Source organism: Pseudomonas sp. FG-3G (assembly GCF_901007645.1).
Classification (GTDB): Bacteria; Pseudomonadota; Gammaproteobacteria; order Pseudomonadales; family Pseudomonadaceae; genus Aquipseudomonas; species Aquipseudomonas rhizophila.
This window is the reverse complement of record NZ_CAAKGZ010000020.1, coordinates 308298-332023: the sequence shown is the minus strand read 5'-3', so window position 1 is coordinate 332023 and position 23726 is coordinate 308298. Positions and strand designations below refer to the sequence as shown.

Here is a 23726-nt window from a genome sequence, read left to right as displayed (position 1 = left end):
ATGCTGGCTTATATCTTTCGGCGTCTATTGCTCATCATCCCGACCCTGTTTGGCATCCTGCTGATCAACTTCGTGATCATCCAGGCCGCGCCCGGCGGGCCGGTGGAGCAGATGATCGCCAAACTCGAAGGTTTCGAAGGCGCCACCAGCCGCATTGCCGGTGGCGGTGCCGAAGTGTCGGTGGCCGGCTCCGCCTATCGCGGCGCCCAGGGGCTGGACCCGGCGCTGGTCAAGGAAATCGAGCGCATGTACGGCTTCGACAAGTCGGCGCCGGAACGCCTGTGGATCATGATCAAGAATTACGCTCGCCTGGATTTCGGTGACAGTTTTTTCCGAGACGCCAAGGTCATCGACCTGATCAAGGAAAAAATGCCGGTCTCCATCTCGCTAGGGCTGTGGAGTACGCTGATCATGTACCTGGTGTCGATCCCGCTGGGGATCGCCAAGGCGACGCGGCATGGCAGTCATTTCGACGTCTGGACGAGTTCGGCGATCATCGTCGGCTATGCCATCCCGGCGTTCCTGTTCGCCATCCTGCTGATCGTGGTGTTTGCCGGCGGCAGCTATTTCAACTGGTTCCCGCTACGGGGGCTGACGTCCAACGATTTCGATGAACTGAGCATGGGCGGCAAGATCCTCGACTATTTCTGGCACCTGGCCTTGCCCGTGACGGCCCTGGTGATCGGCAACTTTGCCACCATGACCCTGCTGACCAAGAACAGCTTCCTCGATGAAATCAACAAGCAGTACGTGGTCACCGCCAAGGCCAAGGGCCTGACCCGCAATCGGGTGCTCTATGGTCATGTGTTCCGCAACGCCATGCTGCTGGTGATTGCCGGCTTCCCTTCGGCGTTCATCGGAATCTTCTTCACCGGCTCGTTGCTGGTAGAGGTTATTTTTTCCCTTGATGGCCTCGGTTTGATGAGTTTCGAGGCGGCAATCAACCGTGACTACCCGGTGGTCTTCGGCACCCTGTTCATCTTCACCTTGCTGGGGCTGGTGGTGAAACTGATCGGTGACCTGACCTACACCTTTGTCGATCCACGCATCGACTTCGAAAGCCGGGAGCATTGAGATGAACCTGTCCCCCCTCAATCGCCGTCGTTTCGAACTGTTCAAGGCCAACAAGCGTGGCTGGTGGTCGCTGTGGCTGTTCCTGATCCTGTTCGGGCTCAGCCTGGGCGCCGAGTTGATCGCCAATGACAAGCCGCTGGTGGTGCACTACGACGACGGCTGGTACTTCCCGGCACTCAAGCGCTACCCGGAAACCACGTTCGGCGGCGAATTTCCGCTGGAAGCCAACTACAAGAGCCCATACATCCGCGAACTGCTGGCCGCCAAGGACGCGTGGGTGCTGTGGGCACCGATCCCGTTCAGCTACCAGAGCATCAATTACGACCTGAAGGTCCCCGCCCCGGCACCGCCCTCCTCGGTCAACTGGCTGGGCACCGACGACCAGGGCCGCGATGTGCTGGCCCGGGTGATCTATGGTTTCCGTGTTTCGGTGCTGTTCGCTCTGACACTGACCCTCCTCAGCTCAATCATCGGCGTGATCGCCGGCGCCTTGCAGGGCTTTTACGGCGGATGGGTCGACCTGGCCGGCCAGCGTTTCCTGGAGATCTGGTCGGGGCTGCCGGTGCTTTACCTGTTGATCATCCTGGCCAGCTTCGTGCAGCCGAACTTCTGGTGGTTGCTGGGCATCATGCTGCTGTTCTCCTGGATGAGCCTGGTGGACGTGGTCCGCGCCGAGTTCCTGCGCGGGCGCAACCTGGAATACGTGCGTGCCGCGCGGGCATTAGGCATGCAGAACGGCGCGATCATGTTCCGCCACATCCTGCCCAACGCCATGGTCTCGACCATGACGTTTATGCCGTTCATCCTCACCGGGGCCATCGGCACCCTCACGGCCCTGGATTTCCTCGGGTTTGGCTTGCCTCCGGGCGCTCCGTCCCTGGGTGAACTGGTGGCCCAAGGCAAATCCAACCTGCAGGCGCCGTGGCTGGGCATCAGCGCGTTCGCCGTACTGGCGATCATGCTGAGCCTGCTGGTGTTCATCGGCGAGTCAGCTCGCGATGCCTTCGATCCGAGGAAATGAAATGAATCAGGACAATCTGATCGAAGTGCGCGACTTGGCCGTGGAGTTCATCGTCGGCGAACGTCGGCAACGAGTGGTCGAAGGCGTCAGTTTCGACATCAAGCGTGGCGAAACCATGGCCCTGGTCGGCGAAAGCGGCTCAGGCAAGTCGGTGACCGCCCACTCGATCCTGCGGTTGCTGCCCTACCCGCTGGCCCACCATCCAAGCGGGACCATCCAGTACGCCGGCCAGGATTTGCTCGGGTTGAAAGAAAAGACTATCCGCCACATCCGGGGTAACCGGATCGCGATGATCTTTCAGGAGCCGATGACGTCCCTCAATCCGCTGCATTGCATCGAGAAGCAGATCAATGAAGTGCTGGGCATTCACAAGGGGCTATCCGGTAAGGTCGCTACCCGTCGCACCTTGGAGTTGCTGGAACTGGTGGGCATCCCCGAGCCGCACAAGCGCCTCAAGGCCCTGCCCCACGAACTGTCCGGTGGCCAGCGCCAGCGAGTGATGATCGCCATGGCCCTGGCCAACGAGCCGGAGCTGCTGATTGCCGACGAACCGACCACGGCACTGGACGTCACCGTCCAGCTGAAAATCCTCGAATTGCTCAAGGATTTGCAGGCGCGGCTGGGTATGTCGCTGCTGTTGATCAGCCACGATTTGAACCTGGTGCGAAGAATTGCTCATCGCGTATGTGTCATGCAGCGCGGTTGCATCGTCGAACAGGCATCGTGCGAAGAGCTGTTCCGCGCGCCGCAGCATCCGTACACTCGGGAACTGCTGGCCGCCGAGCCCAGCGGCAACCCGGCGACCAACGTGGTCGGCCCGCCGCTGTTGCAGGTCGAGGACCTGAAAGTCTGGTTCCCGATCAAGAAAGGCCTGTTCAAACGCACGGTGGACTACATCAAGGCCGTGGACGGTATCCGCTTCAGCCTGCCCCAGGGCCAGACTCTGGGTATCGTTGGCGAAAGCGGCTCCGGCAAGTCCACCCTGGGGCTGGCGATCTTGCGGTTGATCGGCAGCCAGGGGGGGATCCGCTTTGAAGGCAAGCAGCTGGACTGCCTGTCGCAGCAACAGGTCCGGCCACTGCGCCGGGAGATGCAAGTGGTGTTTCAGGACCCGTTCGGCAGCCTGAGCCCACGGATGTGTGTAAGCCAGATCGTCGGCGAAGGCCTGCGGATCCACAAGATCGGCACCGCAGCCGAGCAGGAACAAGCGATAATCGCGGCATTGAAGGAGGTAGGCCTGGATCCGGAGACTCGGAACCGCTACCCCCATGAATTTTCCGGAGGGCAGCGGCAGCGTATCGCCATTGCCCGGGCCCTGGTGCTCAAGCCGGCGTTGATTCTGCTGGATGAACCGACGTCGGCCCTGGACCGTACCGTGCAACGCCAGGTGGTGGAGCTGTTGCGGTCGCTGCAAACCAAGTACAACCTGACGTACCTGTTTATCAGCCATGACCTGGCTGTCGTCAAAGCGCTAAGCCACCAGTTGATGGTGGTCAAGCATGGCCAAGTGGTCGAACAAGGTGATGCCCGCAGCATATTCGCCGCGCCGCAACACCCCTATACACAGCAGTTGCTGGAGGCCGCTTTCCTGGCCCCAACAACTGCCGAATAACCTGAAAGAGGAGCAACACATGGGTTTTCTCGCCGGTAAGCGCGTACTGATCGTCGGTGTCGCCAGCAAGCTGTCCATCGCATCCGGCATCGCCGCCGCCATGCATCGCGAGGGCGCTGAGCTTGCCTTCACTTATCAGAACGACAAACTCAAGGGTCGCGTCGAAGAGTTCGCACAAGGCTGGGGTTCGAGCCCTGAGCTGTGCTTCCCGTGCGACGTGGCCAGCGATGAAGAAATCGCCAAGGTTTTCGAAGAACTGAGCAAGAAGTGGGACGGCCTGGACTGCATCGTGCACTCCGTGGGCTTCGCCCCGGGCGATCAACTGGACGGCGACTTCACCGAAGCCACCACCCGCGAAGGCTTCCGCATTGCCCACGACATCAGCGCCTACAGCTTTGTGGCCCTGGCCAAAGCCGGTCGTGAAATGATGAAAGGCCGCAACGGCAGCTTGCTGACCCTGTCGTACCTGGGCGCCGAGCGCACCATGCCGAACTACAACGTGATGGGCATGGCCAAGGCTTCCCTGGAAGCAGGCGTGCGTTACCTGGCCGGCTCCCTGGGCCCGGATGGCACCCGCGTCAACTGCGTATCGGCCGGTCCAATCCGTACCCTCGCCGCTTCCGGCATCAAGAACTTCCGCAAAATGCTGGCCGCCAACGAAGCGCAGACCCCGCTGCGTCGCAACGTCACCATCGAGGAAGTCGGCAACGCCGGCGCCTTCCTGTGCTCGGACCTGGCCTCGGGCATCAGCGGTGAAATCATGTACGTGGACGGCGGCTTCAACACCACCGCCATGGGTAACATCGAAGAGTAATCTTCACGTCACATCCGCTGCGTAAAAACGCCGCTTGTCCTGAAAAGGGACAAGCGGCGTTTTTTATTCCGCTCTGGTCATGGCGGCGGGTCAGCTTGCATTCGTGTTGAATGGGCCACCGCTATCGCGAGCAGGCTCGCTCCCACATTTTCCGAGTTGCTCATAGACTTCGGGCAAACCGCAAATCCCCTGTGGGAGCGAGCCTGCTCGCGATGACGAAGGACCTGCACACATAAGGGCTTGATGTGACGCCGTCAGCGCGAGCCAGCCTGTTTTTGAATGTACATCGCCTCATCAGCATCCGCCAAAAGGCTGTCGATGGACTGATGACGCTTCGGGTCATAGTCGATCTGGCCCACGCTGAAACGGATGTCATAGCCACGCTGCAACATCGCATTGCGCTCATCAAGGATTTCCCTGAGTCGCGCCATGATCGCCGAGGTTTCGACATGGGCAGAGCCGGTGAGCAGCGCCACGAACTCATCGCCACCCAAACGACCGATCACATCACTTTCGCGAAAGGCGATGCGTAGCACGTCGGCAAACGTTTTTAGTGCCGTATCGCCCTCGGCGTGTCCGAAGCGGTCGTTGATGAGCTTGAAGTCGTTGAGGTCGAAGAACAGCAGTGTTGCCGGACGCGACAGGCGCTCGCAAACGCTCAGCGCATGCTGGGCCAACGTCTTGAAACCACGTCGATTGGACAGCAAGGTCAGTTCGTCCATGCTCGCCATCTGCACAGCAATCATTTCCTGCTCGGCCATGCTGGCCAAGTCGCGCAGCAGTTCGCGCTCTTCGTCATTGAGCTTGCGCGGCTTGGTGTCCAGCAAGCACAGGGTTCCAAGCTTGCTGCCGTCATCCAGTGCCAACGGCTGCCCGGCGTAGAAACGAATGCCGGGTTTATCGGTGACAAACGGGTTGTCGCGAAACCGCTCGTCCTGCTCCGCGTCGCAAACCTCCAGAATCTGATCCTGCAAAATGGCGTGTGCACAAAATGAAACGTCGCGTCCGGACTCACTGGCGTCCAGGCCCGCGTTGGACTTGAACCACTGACGGTTGGCATCCACCAGCGACACCAGCGCAATGGGCACATCGAACAAACTCCGGGCAAGGCGAGTCAGGCGGTCGAAGCGCTCCTCGGGCGCAGTGTCGAGCAATTTGAGCGAGTGCAAATTCTTGAGGCGAACGGCTTCGTTATCCGGTTTACCAGGCGCAAGCATCGGAAACTCCATAGAGAGGGCTTGTTGAAGTCTAGCCCAGGCCCTCTCCTCTTCAAACCGAACGGCCAAATCAGACAGGCATTTCTCGACGGGGCCGAATACACTGCGACACAGGTTCAAGACGAGGACGCCGACCGATGAAGCCCGCCCCCCATGATGCCGCCCCACGTTTCTGGCGTGATGCAGCGCTGCCCTTCATCGAAGCCCGGGGCATCGCCGATGGACGCAAGGTCTGCTATTCGCGTCATTCCCATGACCACTTTTCCATCGGGGCGATCACGGCCGGGCGCAGCACCTACCTGCATGAGCAATCGAATTTCCAGGTAGAGAGCGGTACGGTCGTATTGATGAACCCCGGCGATGTCCATGCGTGCAACCCGATCAATGATCAGCCATGGTCGTATGTAATGCTGTACGTCGACACCCAGTGGCTGACGGACTTGCAGCGCCGAATCGGCTTTGACGAGACCCTGGGTTTTCAGGGCTTCGCCACCACCCACAGCCGCGACATCGAGCTGTTTGCCGCCTTACAGGGTTTGTATGGACAACTGGTGGATGAGCGGATCGACATCGCCCGCAAACACGCCGCCGCCGAAGCGTTTTTCATCGACCTGCAACTCCGGCTCAACCCTGCCGGGCGCCCGGATCGTGGCAGCCACCCGGGGTTGATGCGAGCGGCGCAGTTTATCCATGACCATTGCAGCGAGGCCTTGAAACTCGAAGACATCTGCGCCGCCGCACAACTTTCGCCGTCGTACCTGAGCCGGGCCTTCAAGCGCCATTACGGCATGACGCCCCATGCTTTCCTGGTCAATCGTCGGATCCAGTTCGCCCGTCGGCAGTTACGCGAAGGCAAGCTGATTGCCGATGTCGCACTGGACAGCGGGTTTGCCGACCAGGCGCATTTCCAGCGCGCCTTCAAACAACACCTGGCCGCCACCCCGGGCCAATATCGCGGTTGATACCCGACCCTGCTTTTGCGGGGATGGCTCAAGGCAACAACAAATACACCGCACTGACCACCAGCAACGCCGCCATCGTCCGATTGAACAGGCGCATGGTCGCCGGGTTGCCCAGCCAGACCCGCAGAAAACTGCCGGCATAGGCCCAGCAGCCCACCGAGAGATAACAGATCACCAGGTAGATAGCTGCAAACTGCCACACCAACCGCGCCTCACCATCGGCCACGAACGCTCCCATCCCGGCCACACAGGCCAGCCACGCCTTGGGGTTGAGCCACTGCATCAACGCGCCGTAAAACATCGACGGCGCCCGCTCCTCGTCTCCGGCGCCCAGCTGCCCGTTGTCCATCGCCAGTTTCCAGGCCATGAACAACAGAAAACCCACGCCCCCCAGTTGCACCACTCGCGTGAGGCCGGGCCAGCGCTGCAGCACTTCGTGCAACCCCAGCCCCATCAACACCAGCAGCAAGACAAACCCCAGGGTGGCCCCGGCCACGTGACGCAAGGTGGCACGAAAGCCGAATCGCGCCCCGGAACTGAGGGCGACTATATTGACCGGGCCGGGGGTGATGGACGCGACGAGTGCAAACGCCGCCATGGAAATAATCAGACTCATTGCATACCTTCTTCATGTCCGTGAGGTGGCGTTCAAGGTAAATTGCACGCCACTGGCGGTATTGAACAAAACTGCCCAATGACGACGATTCAGCGCGCGCCGTGCGAACAGGTGCTGTTTCGGGCTTTTTTTACGCAAACTTTACGCAGCGTCCGGTCAACGAAATCGATACTGGGCGGCTCATTCTTTCAGGCGTGTTTTATGTCCCTTGCGGCTGTGCGGTTTATCGGATTCATCCTCGGCATTTTCCTGATCACCCTGGCCGCGAGCATGGCAATCCCGCTTCTCACGCTGATGGTGTACGAGCGAAACGATGACCTCTCGGCGTTCTTGTGGTCGAGCCTGATCACCTTTGTCTGCGGCATCTTGCTGGTAGCACGTGGTCGACCGGAGCACATACAACTGCGTCCGCGGGACATGTACCTGCTGACCACTGCCAGTTGGGTGGTTGTCTGCACCTTCGCCGCCTTGCCGATGGTATTTATCCAGCACATCAGCTACACCGACGCATTCTTCGAGACGATGTCCGGCATCACCACCACCGGCTCGACCATCCTCACCGGCTTGGACAATGCCTCCCCGGGCCTGCTGATCTGGCGCTCGATGTTGCAGTGGCTCGGAGGGATCGGCTTCATCGGCATGGCGGTGGCCATCCTGCCGCTGTTGCGGGTCGGCGGCATGCGACTGTTCCAGACCGAATCATCGGACTGGTCGGAGAAAGTCACACCGCGCTCCCATGTGGCGGCGACCTACATCCTGTGGCTCTACTTAGGCTTGAGTGCCCTGGCCGCCCTGGCCTTGTGGCTGGCGGGCATGACACCTTTCGAAGCGATCAACCATGCGATGACCATGATTTCCACCGGAGGGTTCTCCACTTCGGATTCGTCCTTGGCCAACTGGTCTCAACCGGCCATCCACTGGATCTCGGTGATTATCATGATCGCCGGCGCACTGCCCTTCACCTTGTATGTCGCCACGTTGCGCGGGAACAAACGAGCGTTGCTCAGGGATCATCAGGTCCGTGGATTCCTCGGATTCCTGGTCATTACCTGGCTCGTGGTGGGCACCTGGCTGAGCCTGAACAGCGACTACGCCTGGCTGGACGCGGTGCGCATCGTAGCCGTCAACGTGACTTCGGTGGTCACCACCACCGGTGTGGCGCTGGGTGACTACTCGCTATGGGGCAGCTTTGCCCTGCTGCTATTTTTTTACCTGACGTTTGTCGGCGGTTGTTCGGGATCCACCTCCGGCGGGCTGAAGATTTTTCGTTTTCAGGTGGCCGGCGCCTTACTGATGGGCAGTTTGAAACAACTGATCCATCCGCGGGCGGTGATTCAGAAAAAATACAACAAGCACCCCATCGACGAAGAGATCGTCCGTTCGCTGCTGACGTTTTCTTTTTTCTTCACCATTACCATCGGCGCTATCGCCCTTGGGCTTGCGCTGATCGGCCTGGACTGGACGACGGCCCTCACCGGTGCCGCCACGGCCGTGTGCAACGTCGGGCCAGGGCTGGGCTCGATCATCGGACCGGCCGGCAACTTCTCCACCTTGCCGGATGCGGCCAAATGGCTGCTGACCATTGGCATGCTGCTGGGTCGTCTGGAGATTCTGACCGTGCTGGTGTTGTTCACGCCGGTGTTCTGGAAGTATTGAGGCGGATGAAAATTCACTGTCGATTTTCCGGTGGAGCCATCCCGGGCCTGGCTCTATGCTCCTCCCATGAACCTACACGACTCGCTGCTCCCACCCCATGCCGAGATGGTCCGCGCCATGCTCGAACGAGACACCGCCTACGAGGGGGTGTTCTTCACGGCGGTCAAGACCACCGGCATCTTCTGTCGCCCCAGCTGCACGGCGCGCAAGCCGAAGCCGGAAAACGTCGAATTTTTCGCCCACGCTGACGAAGCCATGTCGGCCGGCTACCGGGCCTGTCTGCGTTGCAAGCCGCTAGATGCCGCCGCCATCGCGCCGGCCTGGATCCAGGCGCTTCTCAAGGCGGTGGACGCCGAACCCGACCTGCGCTGGACCGACGCCTTGTTGCTGGAACAAGGCATTGAACCGCTGAAGCTGCGGCGCTGGTTCAAGCAGCATTTCGGCATGACTTTCCATGCCTACCTGCGCACCCGACGGCTGGGCATCGCCCTGGGGGGCATCAAAGAAGGGATTTCCATCGACAATGCGGCCTTTGACTCAGGCTACGAGTCCCTGAGCGGATTTCGTGACGCCTTCGTGAAGTCTTTCCACATCACACCGGGCCGCGCCGCCCACAGCGAACCCCTGCTGTTCACCCGCCTGACAACGCCACTGGGGCCGATGCTGGCCATGGCCGAACGGCGCGGCCTGGTGTTGCTGGAGTTCCTCGACCGCCCGGCCCTGACCCGGGAAATCGAAGAGTTGCAACAACGCTACGGCTATACCGTCGCCCCGGGGCACAATCCCCACTTGCAACAGATCGAAACCGAACTGGCCGACTATTTCGCTGGGAAGCTCACCTCGTTCAGCGTGCCGCTGCACATGCCCGGCAGCGCCTTCGCCGTGCGGGTCTGGGCTGAACTGGAAAAAATCCCCTACGGCGAAACCCGTAGCTACGGCAACATCGCCACTGCCCTCGGCAGTCCTGGTGCCAGCCGTGCGGTGGGACTGGCCAACGGCCAGAATCGCCTGGCCATCGTCATCCCCTGCCACCGGGTGATCGGTGCGGATGGCTCGTTGACCGGCTATGGTGGCGGGCAGCCACGCAAGGCTTTTCTGTTGCGGCTGGAAAAAGCTGCGGTGCAGGTGTCCCTGCCACTGGCATTCTGATCAGCCTGCCGAGTGAACACCTGATGCCTGTCCCGTACCACGATGCCAGCACCTTTCTGGCAAGCCTCGACGAAGACTGGCGCCGTCATGTCGAGATGATCGGCCCTTGTCTGCTGCAACCCAAACCGGCCCGCGACCCGTATGAAGCACTCGTCCGGGCGATTGCCTATCAACAATTGCATGCTAAAGCCGGCGATGCGATTCTCGGTCGCTTTCTGCGGCTGTTTCCGGGAGCGATATTCCCCAGGCCTGAGCAGATCCTGGCGACTGACTTCCAACAGATGCGCGACTGCGGATTTTCCGCCAGCAAGATCGCGACCATACAGGGCATCGCTCAAGCGACGCTGGACGAGGTGGTGCCGGACTACCCCGCGGCGCTGGCCATGGATGATGAGGCCTTGATCGAACGCTTGATCACCCTGCGCGGCGTCGGACGCTGGACCGTGGAGATGCTGCTGATCTACAGCCTGGAGCGACCCGACATCCTGCCGGCGGATGACTTTGGAGTGCGTGAGGGGTATCGGCGGCTCAAGGGTTTGGACGTCCAACCGACGCGCAAACAGATGGGTGGGATTGGACAGGCGTGGAGCCCGCATCGGACGGTGGCGGCGTGGTATTTGTGGCGGGTGCCCGGTCGCTAGAGCGCGTCATCGTTCATCGCGAGCAGGCTCGCTCCCACAGGGATTTCGGTGTTTGTGTTCACTGAAGATCAAATGTGGGAGCGAGCCCGCTCGCGATGGCTGCCGCATGGCCGGCCTGAATTCAGCTGTCAAAAAATGCCGACCGTCTAGGCTGTCCTGAGCCACTTCCCAATTGCCAACCGGAGGTTCTCATGCAGCTCGAAGGATCCTGCCATTGCGGCGCGGTGTCGTTCAGCCTCGACAGCGCCCACCCCTACCCTTATCAGCGCTGCTACTGCTCGATCTGTCGCAAGACCCAGGGTGGAGGCGGCTTTGCGATAAACCTGGGGGGCGATGCCCGGAGCTTGAAGGTACGCGGTCGCAAGCACATCTCGATCTATCATGCGCGGCTCAAGAATGACGGGGATAAACGCGCCCACCGCAGCAGCGCCGAACGGCATTTCTGTTCCCTTTGCGGTTCAGGCTTGTGGCTGTTCAGCCCCGAATGGCCTGAGCTGATCCACCCGTTCGCCTCTGCCATCGACACGCCGTTGCCGGTACCGCCTGAGCACACCCATCTGATGCTGGGCTCCAAGGCGCCGTGGGTGGAAGTCGAGGCGCACGCCGGCGATCAGCAGTTCGAGGTCTATCCCCAGGAGTCCATTGCCCAATGGCATGAACGCCTGGGTTTGAGCGATTAAGAATGCAGAGCTGCGTAAGGCCTCATCGCGAGCAGGCTCGCTCCCACAGGGATTGTCGGTGTACTCATTACTTGTGCTCACTGAAGATCAAATGTGGGAGCGAGCCTGCTCGCGATGGCGTCAGGGCAAACAGCCCTATACCGCAGGCACACCACTGTGGAAGCGAAACTCCACATCCGGCGATTCAATCAGCGCCTGCTCGGCGTCACGAACCTTGTCGATCACCTGGGCGATGTCCTTGGCGTCGCCATACTGGTAGGCCAGTTTCAGGTAGCCCTGGAAATGCCGGGCTTCGCTTTTGAGCAAGCCGAAATAGAACTTGCCCAATTCTTCGTCCAGGTGCGGCACCAGGGCCTCGAAACGCTCGCAACTGCGGGCCTCGATGAAAGCGCCGACCACCAAAGTGTCCACCAGTTTGACCGGTTCGTGGCTGCGGACCACTTTGCGCAGCCCCGAGGCGTAACGCCCGGCAGAGAGCTGGCGTAAGCCGACCTTGCGTTTTTTCATCAGGCGCATCACCTGTTCGTGATGCACCAGTTCTTCCCGGGCCAGACGTGACATCAGGTTGATCAGGTCAACGTGGGAGTGGTACTTGGCGATCAGGCTCAGGGCGGTGCTGGCGGCCTTGAATTCGCAGTTCTTGTGGTCGATCAGCAGCGTCTCCTGGTCGGCCAGCGCCGCCTGGACCCAGGCATCGGGAGTGCGGCAACCAAGGAATTCATGAATTTCGGGAAGGATCATGGGGCTCACGGAAAAAGAGAGTCGAGCGAAGGGCGCCGATTATACCGGCCTGCCTCCAGACCACCAGCCACCGCCGTTGATATGCATCAAGTCGACGACTGCCATACAACAACTATAGTTGAGCAACGCCATGCCTTTTTATTGCTGGAGACACCGATCATGCAAGCCATTCGCAGCATTCTGGTGGTCATCGACCCCGAACATTCGGAAAGCCTGGCGCTCAAGCGCGCCAAGCTGATTGCCGGTGTCACCCAGGCCCACCTGCATCTGCTGGTGTGTGACAAGAAGCATGACCATGCCGGCATGCTCAGCGTGCTGAAGGCCGCGTTGCTGGCCGACGGCTACAGTGTCACCACCGAACAGGCCTGGAACGAAAGCCTGTACGAAACCATCATCGACGTACAGCAGGCCGAAGGTTGCGGCCTGGTGATCAAGCAACATTTTCCCGACAGCCCGCTGAAAAAAGCCCTGCTCACCCCGGCGGACTGGAAATTGCTGCGCCATTGCCCGACTCCAGTGCTGCTGGTGAAAACCGCCGGTTCCTGGAAAGACAAAGTGATCCTCGCCGCCGTCGACGTGGGCAATGCCGACGGCGAGCACCGCCACCTGCACTCCACCATCATCGATCACGGCTACGACATTGCCATCCTGGCCAAGGCGCACCTGCACGTGATCAGCGCCCATCCCACACCGATGCTGTCCTCCGCCGATCCGACGTTCCAGCTCAAGGAAACCATCGAGGCCAAATACCGCGAACAATGCCGGGCGTTTCAGGCTGAGTTCGACATCGACGACCAACACCTGCACATCGAAGAAGGTCCGGCGGACGTCCTGATTCCATACATGGCACGCAAGCTGCAGGCAGCGGTGACAGTGATCGGCACCGTGGCGCGTTCCGGGTTGTCAGGGGTCTTGATCGGCAATACCGCCGAAGCGGTGCTCGACACGCTGGAAAGCGACGTGCTGGTGCTCAAACCGCAGGAGGTCGAGGATCATCTGGTGGAGCTGGCGGTCAAGGACTGACACCCCCCGCCACAAAAGCCATCTCCTTCAGCCGCCAATGGCATCCTTCAGGAAGCCCGGCGCGATGTAGCGCTGGTAATGGGCTTCGGACAGCAGGAAGAATTCCCGATCAATGGCGTCGCGCAGGTCCGGCAGGTCCCAGTCGCGAAATTCGGGCATCAGCACCATGCCGTAGGCTTCCAGGTTGTTGATCACCCGCGCGCCACGGGCGATCAATTGATAAGCCCAGCAATATTCCGACTGGTGCGGCACAAAACGAATCTTGCGTGTTTCCAGTTGCTGGCGCAGCAGCGCAGGATCAAAAACCTCCAGCTTGGCCACCATTACCTGGACCAGCAACTGCTCAAGCCGCATCCACACCGCGCGTTTTTCGTCCTCGCTATAGCCGTTCCAATGAATCACTTCATGGTGGAACCGCTTGCAGCCACGGCACACCAGGTCACCGTAGACAGTGGAGCAAAGGCCGACGCAGGGGGTCTTGATGAGCTGGTTGGGCATAAGGAAAAACACACGCAAAAAGCAGGACAGGCCGGCATGTTAGCCCTTTGTCTAAGATTGATCACCCCTCAAACTTCAGGGGCCAACTTACGTTTATTTTTTTTTTGCCGTAGAATCAGCCAGCCTTTTAAGGCGCCAATGTCCGTTAGAAGCTGTTTTCAAAGCGTCACGAGCACAGTCGTTCCTTCAGAGCGGTGTTGGCCGAGGGTCTTTCCAGCGGGGAAAGCCCAACGCCAACCCTCATCAGCTCCCCGTTCTGCAGGCGTAAAACTTTGAAAGCAGCTTCTGTGAGGAACTCGCGGAAACTCTGGCGTGGTGGCTCAAAAAGCCTCCGACGCGCATGAGTACCGTGGGTTTCTGGATGAGCGTCCCGGACACCCATTTGGGACCACTGATGAGGGTAATAACTGTGCTTGAAGCCTACCGCAAACATATCGAAGAGCGTGCAGCACTGGGTATCGTTCCCCAGCCGCTTAACGCCGAACAAACCGCAGGCCTGATCGAGCTGCTGAAGAATCCTCCGGCTGGCGAAGAAGCTTTCCTCGTTGACCTGATCACCAATCGCGTTCCGCCTGGAGTCGACGAAGCCGCCTACGTGAAGGCCGGTTTCCTGTCCGCCCTGGCCAAAGGCGAAGCCCAATCCCCTCTGCTGGACAAGAAGCGCGCCGTTGAACTGCTCGGCACCATGCAGGGCGGCTACAACATCGTGACCCTGGTGGACCTGCTGGACGACGCCGAACTGGCGCCCGTAGCCGCCGAAGAACTCAAGCACACACTGCTGATGTTCGACGCCTTCCACGACGTGGCTGAAAAAGCCCGCAATGGCAACGTTCACGCCAAGGGCGTGCTGCAATCCTGGGCCGACGGCGAGTGGTTCAAGAACCGCCCTGTGCTGGCCGACAAGATCAGCCTTCGGGTGTTCAAGGTTACCGGCGAAACCAACACCGACGACCTCTCCCCGGCTCCTGACGCCTGGTCCCGCCCGGACATCCCACTGCACGCCCTGGCCATGCTGAAAATGGCCCGTGACGGTATCGTGCCGGATGAACAAGGCAAGACCGGCCCGATGAAGCAGATCGAAGAGATGCGCGGCCAGGGCTTCCCGATCGCCTACGTCGGTGACGTGGTCGGTACCGGTTCGTCGCGTAAATCAGCCACCAACTCGGTGCTGTGGTTCTTCGGTGACGACGTGCCTTACGTGCCGAACAAGCGCGCCGGTGGTTTCTGCTTCGGCAGCAAGATCGCCCCGATTTTCTACAACACCATGGAAGACGCCGGCGCCCTGCCGATCGAATTCGATGTGTCCAACATGCACATGGGCGACGTGATCGACCTGTACCCGCATGCTGGCAAAGTCTGCAAGCACGGCACTGATGAAGTCCTGGCCACCTTCGAAATGAAGACCCCGGTCCTGTTGGACGAAGTGCGTGCCGGCGGCCGTATCCCGCTGATCATCGGTCGCGGCCTGACCGAGAAGGCACGTGCCGAGCTGGGCCTGCCCGCTTCGGACCTGTTCAAGAAGCCGGAAGCCCCGGCCGAAAGCACCAAGGGTTTCACCCTGGCGCAGAAAATGGTCGGCAAGGCCTGCGGCGTGACCGGCGTTCGTCCGGGCACCTACTGCGAGCCGAAGATGACCACCGTCGGTTCCCAGGACACCACTGGCCCGATGACCCGCGACGAATTGAAAGACCTGGCGTGCCTGGGCTTCTCGACCGATCTGGTGATGCAGTCCTTCTGCCACACCGCGGCCTATCCAAAGCCGATCGACGTGACCACTCACCACACCCTGCCTGACTTCATCATGACCCGTGGCGGCGTGTCCCTGCGTCCGGGCGACGGCATCATCCATAGCTGGCTGAACCGCATGCTGCTGCCGGACACCGTCGGCACCGGTGGTGACTCCCACACCCGTTTCCCGATCGGTATCTCGTTCCCGGCCGGTTCTGGCCTGGTGGCGTTCGCCGCCGCCACTGGCGTCATGCCGCTGGACATGCCGGAATCGATCCTGGTTCGCTTCAAGGGCAAGCTGCAACCAGGCGTCACCCTGCGTGACCTGGTTCACGCCATCCCTTACTACGCGATCCAGAAAGGTCTGTTGACCGTCGAGAAGAAAGGCAAGAAGAACGCCTTCTCCGGCCGCATCCTGGAAATCGAAGGCCTTGAAACCCTGACCGTCGAGCAAGCGTTCGAACTGTCCGACGCCTCGGCCGAACGTTCGGCTGCCGGTTGCACCATCAAGCTGTCCAAGGAATCGATTGCCGAATACCTGCAATCGAACATCACCCTGCTGCGCTGGATGATCGGCGAAGGCTACGGCGATGCCCGCACCCTGGAGCGTCGTGCCCAGGCGATGGAAGCCTGGCTGGCCAACCCGGAACTGCTGGAAGCCGACAAGGACGCCGAATACGCCGAAGTCATCGAGATCGACCTGGCCGACGTCAAGGAGCCTGTGCTCTGCGCGCCGAACGACCCGGACGATGCCCGCCTGCTCTCCAGCGTCGCTGGGCAGAAGATCGACGAAGTGTTCATCGGTTCGTGCATGACCAACATCGGCCACTTCCGCGCTGCCGGTAAGTTGCTGGAACAGGTCAAGGGTCAGTTGCCAACCCGTCTGTGGCTCTCGCCGCCGACCAAGATGGACGCTCACCAGCTCACCGAAGAAGGCTACTACGGCATCTACGGCAAGGCCGGTGCACGGATGGAAATGCCAGGCTGCTCGCTGTGCATGGGTAACCAGGCACGCGTGGAACCGAACTCCACTGTGGTATCGACTTCGACCCGTAACTTCCCGAACCGTCTGGGCGACGGCGCGAATGTCTACCTGGCTTCGGCCGAACTGGCATCCGTGGCGTCTATCCTGGGTCGCCTGCCGACCGTCGAGGAGTACATGGAATACGCCGGCAAGATCGACAGCATGGCAGCGGACGTGTACCGCTACCTGAGCTTCGACCAGATCGCCGAGTTCCGTGAAGCGGCTGCCAATGCCAACATCCCGGTCGTTCAAGCCTAAGGCTTCAACGCTCGACTAAAAACGCCGCCCTTCTTGCGAGGGGCGGCGTTTTTTTATGCCTGGGATTTCGATGCAAGCTGGCAGGCCGCTATCGCGAGCAAGCTCGCTCCCACAGGGGACTTTCGGTGGATGCGATGCCTATGAACACCTCGGACACACTGTGGGAGCGAGCTTGCTCGCGATGGCGACCGGATAGCCAGCATCCATGCCAACTGAAACACCGCTTTCGCGAGCAAGCCCGCTTCCCCAAGGGGCCTGTGTTATCAGGCCATTAGGGAGTAGACCAACGCAGTAATCGCCACCAACCCCACCAGCGCGACAAATACATTGGACGCCTGGCCGCGGTAACGGGCCATGGCCGGGACCTTTTGGATGGCGTACATCGGCATCAGGAACAGGATCGCCGCGATTACCGGGCCGCCCAGGGTTTCGATCATGCCCAGGATGCTCGGGTTAAGGGTGGCGACGATCCAGCACACCACCAACATGAACGCTGCGGTCAGACGGTCCAGGGTCTTTGCCGCCGGACGTCGACCGCTCTTGACGATCAGGCCCTTGAGGCCTTCGCTGGCGCCAATGTAATGCCCGAGGAAGGACTTTGAGATCGCCACGAACGCAATCAATGGCGCGGCAAAAGCGATGGTCGGATTACTAAAGTGGTTGGCCAGGTACGACAGGATCGACAGATTCTGCGCCTTGGCCTCGGCCAGTTGCGACGGGGAAAGCGTCAAAACACAACTGAACACAAAGAACAGCACCATCACCACCATCAGCACATGGGCGCGCGAGAGGATCTGCGAGCTGCGCACTTCGGCGTTATCGCCATGGCGACGCTTCTGATCCACCGCAAACGCCGAGATGATCGGCGAGTGATTGAACGAGAACACCATCACCGGAATCGCCAGCCACAAAGTGTGCAGCAGCGCCGAAGGTTCAGGCAGCGTGGACGCTGTGGTCAGAATGCCACCGTTCCAGTGCGGGATCAAAAACACCGCCAGGAACAGCAACGCTACGATAAACGGATAGACCATCAGGCTCATGGCCTTGACGATCGCCTGCTCCCCGCATCGCACCACTGCCAGCAAACCCAGGATCAACACCAGCGACAGCACCACCCGAGGTGGCGGCTGGATATGCAGTTGATGCTCCAGGAAGCTGCCCACCGTATTGGTCAGCGCCACGCTGTAGATCAGCAGGATCGGGAAAATTGCAAAGAAGTACAGCAACGTGATCAGTGCACCGGCCTTGATACCGAAATGCTCCTCCACCACGTCAGTGATGTCCGCGCCTTCACGGCCGGACAACACGAAACGGGTCAGCCCCCGGTGGGCGTAGAACGTCATGGGAAAGGCTAGCAACGCCAGGATCAACAACGGCCAGAAACCGCCGAGGCCGGCGTTGATGGGCAAAAACAAAGTACCTGCACCGATGGCGGTGCCAAACAGGCCCAACATCCAAGTAGTGTCATGCCGCCCCCACTGGCTGAGCGTAGCTGGGGCTGTCGTTTCAAAGCGTTCTTCGACGCTAGTGGCCTGATCATTCATCCGGTCGGATCTCCGCATTCCGGTCACATGCACCCGACCAGGACGAGTCGGGAAACCCCGACAGGCAGCGCCCTGGCCGAAACAGGGGCGCGATTGTCCGGGATTAACGAGCAGAAGCAAAGACTTAGCTGAGGAGCGGTTGTAAGTAGCTCACTGCGAAAGCATTTGCTGGTGCTTTCATTTCATAGGTTTTCAGAATTTTTTTGACTTTTTCACGATCCTTGGAATGCCGATAAGAGCCCCGCCGACATCAGGTGGGAGTAATAACTTGAGCGGATGATTTCAAACACTTCGCGCACCTGATCCCCCGATTTATGGCCGCTCTGATGATTGATCAGCACGATACCTATAGCCCTTCTGCTGCCAACTCGTATCTACGGAACCGAACAAACCGTTCGCGCCACGGCTAAACAGGTTGGGAAAGAGGCTCCTTCCAGCTAGCGAGACCTGATTTACAAGGTGATCGATAGACCCCTCTCTTGATGATGAGTCTTATCGCGGAGCACATGTCGCTTCGGCCTGGATATGGATGTGTCTGCGCCGTGGCAGATAAACACGTTAGGAGCCCGCGCGCTGACGCCTCATAAGTTTTCCCGACGTCAGCCTCTAAACGCCCCGAAGGACGGTTATTGCTGTCGCGGTCGAGCTGGATGGCTAACCCTAAAGCTCAACATGACGCATTAAAAACTGGATGGAGGCGATGGGCCCAATGTCTGCGGCGGTTATATTGCCTTATACGAAAATTGAAGATTGAGAGTCGTTGTCGATGGATTTAATTTTACAAATTAAATCAGACTAGACGCCTATCAAGAGTGGTTATACGTTGCCGAGACCTGCGCAATGCGAGTTTCAAGGTTACGTGTGCTCAACGATGGCTCTCTGACCGATCGCCAAGTCTTTGGCCCTGACAGCCACCGTGGTTGTAATCGATGAAATAATTTTCGATCCTTTAGGAAATTTTTGGGGCATTCACATTATGCTCGATAGGATCGAGCAATTACTCCTAATGGAGCACATAAAATAATTCTGGATTATGACAACGGAAGCGAGACAGGTAAAAAGCTGCTCGCGGTGTTTGATGAAGGCAGGGCTACTGCAGAGGTGACGCTCGCGTGTGGCGGAAAAAATCTTCCTTGATTCACGAGTATCACATTTGGTGGAGTTAAACTTTCTACACCCATCACGCCACGACATTATTCGAATTGGTGAATTGTGAATTCGCGCTCTGGCTATATATCAATTCCCCAAGCCTCGATAGCATTTCGACGCGAGCTTACTGCAAGTCGCTTTATGGTATTTCATACGGCCTTTTAAACATTCTGAATATCTCCGACATAAGGAGTAATCGATGTCAGACAATTCTCATGAGAACCTGCCCGCAGGCTACATGCCGGCTAAGGTCTGGAGTCCGAAGACCACCTACGGCGGCCAATTTGCCAGCATCAATCGCTCGGTATCAGGTTCCCGGTTCGTACAAAAGCTCCCGGTAGGTAAACACCCCCTACAGCTTTACTCGCAGGGAACGCCGAATGGTCAGAAGATCACGATCATGCTGGAGGAGCTACTGGCGGCAGGGTATTCGGGTGCTGAATATGATGCATGGCTGATAGATATTTTCGAAGGAGACCAGTTCGGCAGCGACTTCGTCAATATCAACCCCAACTCCAAGATTCCAGCGCTTGTGGACCATACAACGGAGCCCGTTACGCGGGTTTTCGAGAGCGGCTCGATCCTGGTCTACCTTGCGGAGCAGTTCGGCGCGTTCCTGCCCACTAACCCTAGAGCACGAGCCGAGACTTTCAACTGGCTGATGTGGCAAATGGGATCCGCTCCTTTCGTTGGCGGTGGCCTAGGCCATTTCTACGCCTATGCGCCAATCAAGATCGAGTACGCGATCGATCGTTATGCGATGGAAACCAAACGACAGCTGCATGTCCTAGACACTCACCTGGCATCAAATGAATTCCTTGCGGGGGACGAATATACGATCGCAGATATGGCTGTTTGGCCGTGGTACCCCGGCAGTCTTTACGGTGTTTACGCCGCACACGAGTTTCTCGCTGTAGAGGAATACGAGCATCTGCTGCGCTGGTATCACGCGATTGCCGCACGACCCGCAGTTGCGCGCGGCAGAGTCGTTAACCGCATCTCAGGAGCTCCGGGCGAGTTCTTGCGAGAGCGTCATGATGCACGTGATTTTGAATCGTTGATAAAATAGAAGGAAGGTACTGTGAAACTGTATTTTGCGCCTGGCTCTTGCGGCCTTGCTTCACAAATCGCATTGCGCGAGTCCGAGCAGAAATTTGAACTTATCAAAGTCGACTTCGCCACCAAAACGACTATTGAAGGTAATTATTACAAGGTAACGCCAAAAGGCTACGTGCCGGCCTTGAAATTAAAGAACGGAGACGTCCTTACTGAAGGGGCGGTAATTTTGCAATGGATTGCAGATGGCAACCCTGAGCGTAAACTTTTACCTGAATTTGGTACCTGGGAGCGCTATAGGGCCCTGGAATGGTTAAACTTTGTAGCTTCTGATTTGCATAAAGGCATGGGCGTGATGTTTTCATCGTTTGTAGATGGAGCGTCAAAGATCCGTTTTGCGGAAGGCAACATGAGCGTTCATTTTGAATATATTGAAAAGCACCTATCTAACAACGACTATATTTTAGGCGACAAATTTTCAATCGCGGATGCTTACTTGTACAACGTTTTGACTTGGGCACCACGAGTGAATATTGACCTATCCAAATACACCTCCATTCAGAAATTCATGGCCCGAATGGAGCAGCGGCCAAGCGTTCGCGATGCTTTAGCAGCCGAGCAGCTTTGATTAAATAAGCGCCTCTGCAAAGCTCCATGGTTATTTGTAATGTGGAGTTTTGCAGGTCTTTATTCACGCATCGTCGGGTGATTGGAAAACAGATCCGCGATCCACTCCACAAACACACGAACCTTGGCCGAAAGGTGACGGTTCTGCGGATATACGACATGAATAGGTAGCGGTTCATTGGTCCAGTCTTCCAGTATCGGAATTAATCGTCCGTCCTCGATAAAGGATGTCATCAAAAAATTGGCCATTTGCACAATACCCAGCCCTGACAGGCCCGCGCACGTGTAAGCATAACTGTCGCTGAGCGCAATGTGACTGGATAGCGCGACCTGAACGCTTTCACCTCCTCGCGTGAAATACCAATCAAAGGGTTTACCCCCACGGGAGGAGAAGTAATTCACACAGCGATGATGCACAAGATCGTCGGGGTGCGTTGGTCGCCCGTGTTGCTCCAGATAGGCGGGTGAGGCGCAAGTGACGTAATTCATGGTTCCAACCCGGCGCGCAATCAACCGAGAGTCAGCCAAGCGACGACCACCGCGTATCGCGCAATCCACGCCCTCTTCCACCAGGTCAACCGGACGATCGCTGCAACCCAGTTCCAATCGGATATCCGGATACAACGCGAAGAAATCAGGAAGAGCAGGAATGATCACGTCGCTGGCCAGGCCGGTAGGAGCGTCGACGCGCAGACGCCCTGATGGATTCAGGCGGTTTAGTATTAATGAGTCCTCGGCATCGCGAACGTCTGAAAGGATCTGTACGCACCTCTCATAGTAGGCAGCCCCATCGGAAGTTACACTGACGTGACGGGTGGTTCGGTTCAACAACTTCACCGATAGAGAAGTTTCCAACGACTGTATCAAGGTGGTGACGGTTGCCTTGGGAAGCTTCAGGTTTTCAGCCGCACGATTGAATCCGCCGGTATCCACCACCTGGACGAACACCTCCATTGCTTGGAATTTGTTCATTTTGTTCCTTGAGTGCACGAAGCCAATCGCTTTTTACAGTTTAAATTTCGAAACCATCATATTGAATGAGGCCGCAAGGTGGGACAGTTCTCGACTGGATCCTGCCGTCTGGTTCGCTCCGGCGGTGGTTTGTTCAGAAAGCTGTTGGATGTTGTGTAGATTTTTGTCGACTTCCCGAGCGACTTGCGCCTGTTGTTCGGAGGCGGAGGCAATCACCAGGTTACGTTCGTTGATCTGATAGACGTTTCGTGCGATTTGCTCTAGCGCGATACCTGCCTGACGCGCCTTGTTTTGGGTAGCCGTTGCCACCGCAAGACTCTTGCCCATCGCGGCCACGGCGCTGTCGGCATCGGTCTTCACCGCGCCAATCATGGTTTCAATCTCGACCGTTGATGCTTGCGTTCGATGAGCCAGCGCACGGACCTCATCGGCGACCACCGCAAATCCTCGGCCCTGTTCGCCAGCGCGCGCTGCTTCAATCGCAGCGTTCAACGCCAGTAAATTGGTCTGTTCGGAGATGCTGCGGATCACATCCAGGACCCAGTGATGTTGTGCACACGCGAAGCCAAATCAGTAACTGTCTCGGATGACCTCTGAATATCACTTAGTACGATATGAATGCCGTCGACTGTCCGCTCGACCTGGTTGCGCCCATCCTCCGCCTCGTCTGTGGCGTGTCGTGAGGCATCCGATGTGGACACCGCATTTGTGGCCACGTGCTCTATAGCATTGGTCATCTCCGTGACAGCAGTCGCGGCATGTTGAATCTCATCATTTTGCCGGATCAGGCTACGTGTACTCTCATCGGTGACCGCGCTCAGTTCTTCTGAGGATGTCGCCAGTTGATCCGCTGCGCTCGCTATTTCCAGCAGTGTATTCTTGAGACTGATCTGCATATCGCTCAACGCGGCCAGGAGTCGGCCTGCCTCATCAGAGCGCTCAGTGCAAATCGGGTGCGTGAGATCGCCACTGGCAATACGCTCGGCACTTGCCACGGCTTCGGCCAGTGGGCGGGTGATCATGCGCGTAATGATGACGCCAGTGCCCAAGGCAAATAAAAAGGCGGCAACGATACCGATGATCAACTGAGAGAATACAGTCTGACGCAGCTCCATGGCCCGCTTGGCGCCGTCCTGAATACCTTTGTCATTGTGAGCCACCATTTCTCGCAAATTCTGTCGCAGCTCTCTGAAAACATGGAGGTTCCCGATATCAAGCTGCTTCTGTGCAACCTCGATTTCACCATTATTGATATGCTCGAGAGCCTTGCGTGAGGTCGCGACATAGCTTGACCAGCGCTCGTCAATATTCTTGAAAACATCTTTATCTTTGCCCTGAAGAAGATCGCGCGAAGCGCTCAACGTTCGTTCTGCAGTGTCAAGACTGTTTGTTATTTCGCTGTGCAGTCTTTGGATATCGGCCTCGGGAGCATTTAGCGCCTTGGCGTTTATCAAGCGATAGACCCCCCGATTGTGTGCCGTCACCCCGCTCAATATATTTCCCACGCTGGAGACCGCTATCAGATCCTCAGAATAGGTCTTCGACAACGCGTCTGCTAACCGTCCGACTCCCGCAATTCCAATTGATCCAACGAGCAGCGTGATACAGGCACATAAAAAAAAAGCACTCTGCAATTTCGTTGAGAATTTATCCTTGTGAAACAT

20 protein-coding genes and 1 pseudogene are annotated in these 23726 nt (G+C 58.3%); 13 read left to right on the top strand and 8 right to left on the bottom strand.

The window, feature by feature from the left end:
• Genes PSEUDOMOFG3G_RS11225 through fabI form a run of 4 tightly spaced genes read left to right on the top strand, consistent with a single transcriptional unit; the run spans window position 1 to window position 4521 of the window.
• Window positions 1-1074 (top strand): microcin C ABC transporter permease YejB, encoded by a 1074-nt coding sequence (locus PSEUDOMOFG3G_RS11225; RefSeq protein WP_047225760.1) that lies wholly within the window; start codon window positions 1-3, stop codon window positions 1072-1074.
• Window position 1075: 1 nt separating this feature from the next.
• Window positions 1076-2095, top strand: coding sequence for an ABC transporter permease (locus PSEUDOMOFG3G_RS11220; protein ID WP_047225759.1), 1020 nt, complete (start codon window positions 1076-1078; stop codon window positions 2093-2095).
• 1 nt (window position 2096) lies between these two features.
• A complete protein-coding gene (locus tag PSEUDOMOFG3G_RS11215; protein WP_076384417.1) occupies window positions 2097-3707 on the top strand; it encodes an ABC transporter ATP-binding protein in 1611 nt (536 codons plus the stop codon).
• A 19-nt stretch (window positions 3708-3726) separates the two neighbouring features.
• On the top strand, window positions 3727-4521 hold the full coding sequence (gene fabI, locus PSEUDOMOFG3G_RS11210; protein ID WP_003202751.1) for an enoyl-ACP reductase FabI: 795 nt from the start codon (window positions 3727-3729) through the stop codon (window positions 4519-4521).
• Window positions 4522-4775: 254 nt separating this feature from the next.
• Here the strand turns inward: fabI and PSEUDOMOFG3G_RS11205 are convergent, their stop codons facing one another.
• Complete coding sequence (locus tag PSEUDOMOFG3G_RS11205) at window positions 4776-5738, bottom strand: sensor domain-containing diguanylate cyclase (RefSeq protein ID WP_139049961.1); 963 nt, start codon at window positions 5736-5738, stop codon at window positions 4776-4778.
• A 137-nt stretch (window positions 5739-5875) separates the two neighbouring features.
• On the opposite strand from PSEUDOMOFG3G_RS11205, the gene PSEUDOMOFG3G_RS11200 reads away from it, so the two are divergent.
• Complete coding sequence (locus PSEUDOMOFG3G_RS11200; protein ID WP_139049960.1) at window positions 5876-6700, top strand: AraC family transcriptional regulator; 825 nt, start codon at window positions 5876-5878, stop codon at window positions 6698-6700.
• Between the two features lie 28 nt (window positions 6701-6728).
• Here PSEUDOMOFG3G_RS11200 and PSEUDOMOFG3G_RS11195 read toward each other — a convergent pair whose 3' ends face one another.
• The gene (locus PSEUDOMOFG3G_RS11195) at window positions 6729-7316 is read right to left on the bottom strand and encodes a LysE family translocator (RefSeq protein ID WP_047225755.1); all 588 of its coding nucleotides are present in this window, start codon (window positions 7314-7316) and stop codon (window positions 6729-6731) included.
• A 201-nt stretch (window positions 7317-7517) separates the two neighbouring features.
• Here PSEUDOMOFG3G_RS11195 and PSEUDOMOFG3G_RS11190 point away from each other — a divergent pair, with 201 nt between their 5' ends.
• The 4 genes from PSEUDOMOFG3G_RS11190 to PSEUDOMOFG3G_RS11175 all read left to right on the top strand — a co-directional run bounded on the left by PSEUDOMOFG3G_RS11190 (window position 7518) and on the right by PSEUDOMOFG3G_RS11175 (window position 11442).
• Window positions 7518-8972 carry a TrkH family potassium uptake protein gene (locus tag PSEUDOMOFG3G_RS11190; RefSeq protein ID WP_107322352.1) on the top strand — a complete coding sequence of 485 codons (1455 nt, stop codon included), beginning with the start codon at window positions 7518-7520 and terminating at the stop codon, window positions 8970-8972.
• 66 nt (window positions 8973-9038) lie between these two features.
• On the top strand, window positions 9039-10121 hold the full coding sequence (locus PSEUDOMOFG3G_RS11185) for a bifunctional transcriptional activator/DNA repair enzyme AdaA (RefSeq protein WP_047225752.1): 1083 nt from the start codon (window positions 9039-9041) through the stop codon (window positions 10119-10121).
• 23 nt (window positions 10122-10144) lie between these two features.
• A complete protein-coding gene (locus tag PSEUDOMOFG3G_RS11180) occupies window positions 10145-10762 on the top strand; it encodes a DNA-3-methyladenine glycosylase (protein ID WP_139049959.1) in 618 nt (205 codons plus the stop codon).
• A 191-nt stretch (window positions 10763-10953) separates the two neighbouring features.
• On the top strand, window positions 10954-11442 hold the full coding sequence (locus PSEUDOMOFG3G_RS11175; protein ID WP_139049958.1) for a GFA family protein: 489 nt from the start codon (window positions 10954-10956) through the stop codon (window positions 11440-11442).
• 135 nt (window positions 11443-11577) lie between these two features.
• On the opposite strand, the gene PSEUDOMOFG3G_RS11170 is transcribed toward PSEUDOMOFG3G_RS11175, so the two are convergent.
• Entirely contained in the window at window positions 11578-12183 is a 606-nt protein-coding gene (locus PSEUDOMOFG3G_RS11170) for a tRNA-(ms[2]io[6]A)-hydroxylase (protein ID WP_076384407.1), read from the bottom strand.
• Between the two features lie 159 nt (window positions 12184-12342).
• Between PSEUDOMOFG3G_RS11170 and PSEUDOMOFG3G_RS11165 the strand changes: the two genes are divergently transcribed.
• Complete coding sequence (locus PSEUDOMOFG3G_RS11165) at window positions 12343-13206, top strand: universal stress protein (protein ID WP_047225748.1); 864 nt, start codon at window positions 12343-12345, stop codon at window positions 13204-13206.
• 27 nt (window positions 13207-13233) lie between these two features.
• Here PSEUDOMOFG3G_RS11165 and PSEUDOMOFG3G_RS11160 read toward each other — a convergent pair whose 3' ends face one another.
• Window positions 13234-13704: a DUF1289 domain-containing protein gene (locus PSEUDOMOFG3G_RS11160; RefSeq protein ID WP_139049957.1), complete on the bottom strand. Its 471-nt coding sequence runs from the start codon at window positions 13702-13704 to the stop codon at window positions 13234-13236.
• A 409-nt stretch (window positions 13705-14113) separates the two neighbouring features.
• On the opposite strand from PSEUDOMOFG3G_RS11160, the gene acnB reads away from it, so the two are divergent.
• Complete coding sequence (acnB, locus tag PSEUDOMOFG3G_RS11155; RefSeq protein WP_047225746.1) at window positions 14114-16714, top strand: bifunctional aconitate hydratase 2/2-methylisocitrate dehydratase; 2601 nt, start codon at window positions 14114-14116, stop codon at window positions 16712-16714.
• A 263-nt stretch (window positions 16715-16977) separates the two neighbouring features.
• On the opposite strand, the gene PSEUDOMOFG3G_RS11150 is transcribed toward acnB, so the two are convergent.
• The gene (locus tag PSEUDOMOFG3G_RS11150; protein ID WP_139049956.1) at window positions 16978-18258 is read right to left on the bottom strand and encodes a serine/threonine transporter; all 1281 of its coding nucleotides are present in this window, start codon (window positions 18256-18258) and stop codon (window positions 16978-16980) included.
• 1348 nt (window positions 18259-19606) lie between these two features.
• On the opposite strand from PSEUDOMOFG3G_RS11150, the gene yghU reads away from it, so the two are divergent.
• Both yghU and gstA read left to right on the top strand, forming a co-directional pair.
• Entirely contained in the window at window positions 19607-20476 is an 870-nt protein-coding gene (gene yghU / locus PSEUDOMOFG3G_RS11145; RefSeq protein ID WP_139049955.1) for a glutathione-dependent disulfide-bond oxidoreductase, read from the top strand.
• 12 nt (window positions 20477-20488) lie between these two features.
• Complete coding sequence (gene gstA / locus PSEUDOMOFG3G_RS11140) at window positions 20489-21091, top strand: glutathione transferase GstA (protein ID WP_139049954.1); 603 nt, start codon at window positions 20489-20491, stop codon at window positions 21089-21091.
• Window positions 21092-21150: 59 nt separating this feature from the next.
• On the opposite strand, the gene PSEUDOMOFG3G_RS11135 is transcribed toward gstA, so the two are convergent.
• From PSEUDOMOFG3G_RS11135 to PSEUDOMOFG3G_RS11130, 3 genes and pseudogenes are all read right to left on the bottom strand, one after another.
• Window positions 21151-22062 (bottom strand): LysR family transcriptional regulator, encoded by a 912-nt coding sequence (locus PSEUDOMOFG3G_RS11135; RefSeq protein ID WP_139049953.1) that lies wholly within the window; start codon window positions 22060-22062, stop codon window positions 21151-21153.
• A gap of 33 nt (window positions 22063-22095) precedes the next feature.
• Window positions 22096-22581: pseudogene (locus tag PSEUDOMOFG3G_RS28380) on the bottom strand (methyl-accepting chemotaxis protein); the annotation flags it as partial.
• A gap of 8 nt (window positions 22582-22589) precedes the next feature.
• A complete protein-coding gene (locus tag PSEUDOMOFG3G_RS11130; RefSeq protein WP_373685070.1) occupies window positions 22590-23726 on the bottom strand; it encodes a methyl-accepting chemotaxis protein in 1137 nt (378 codons plus the stop codon).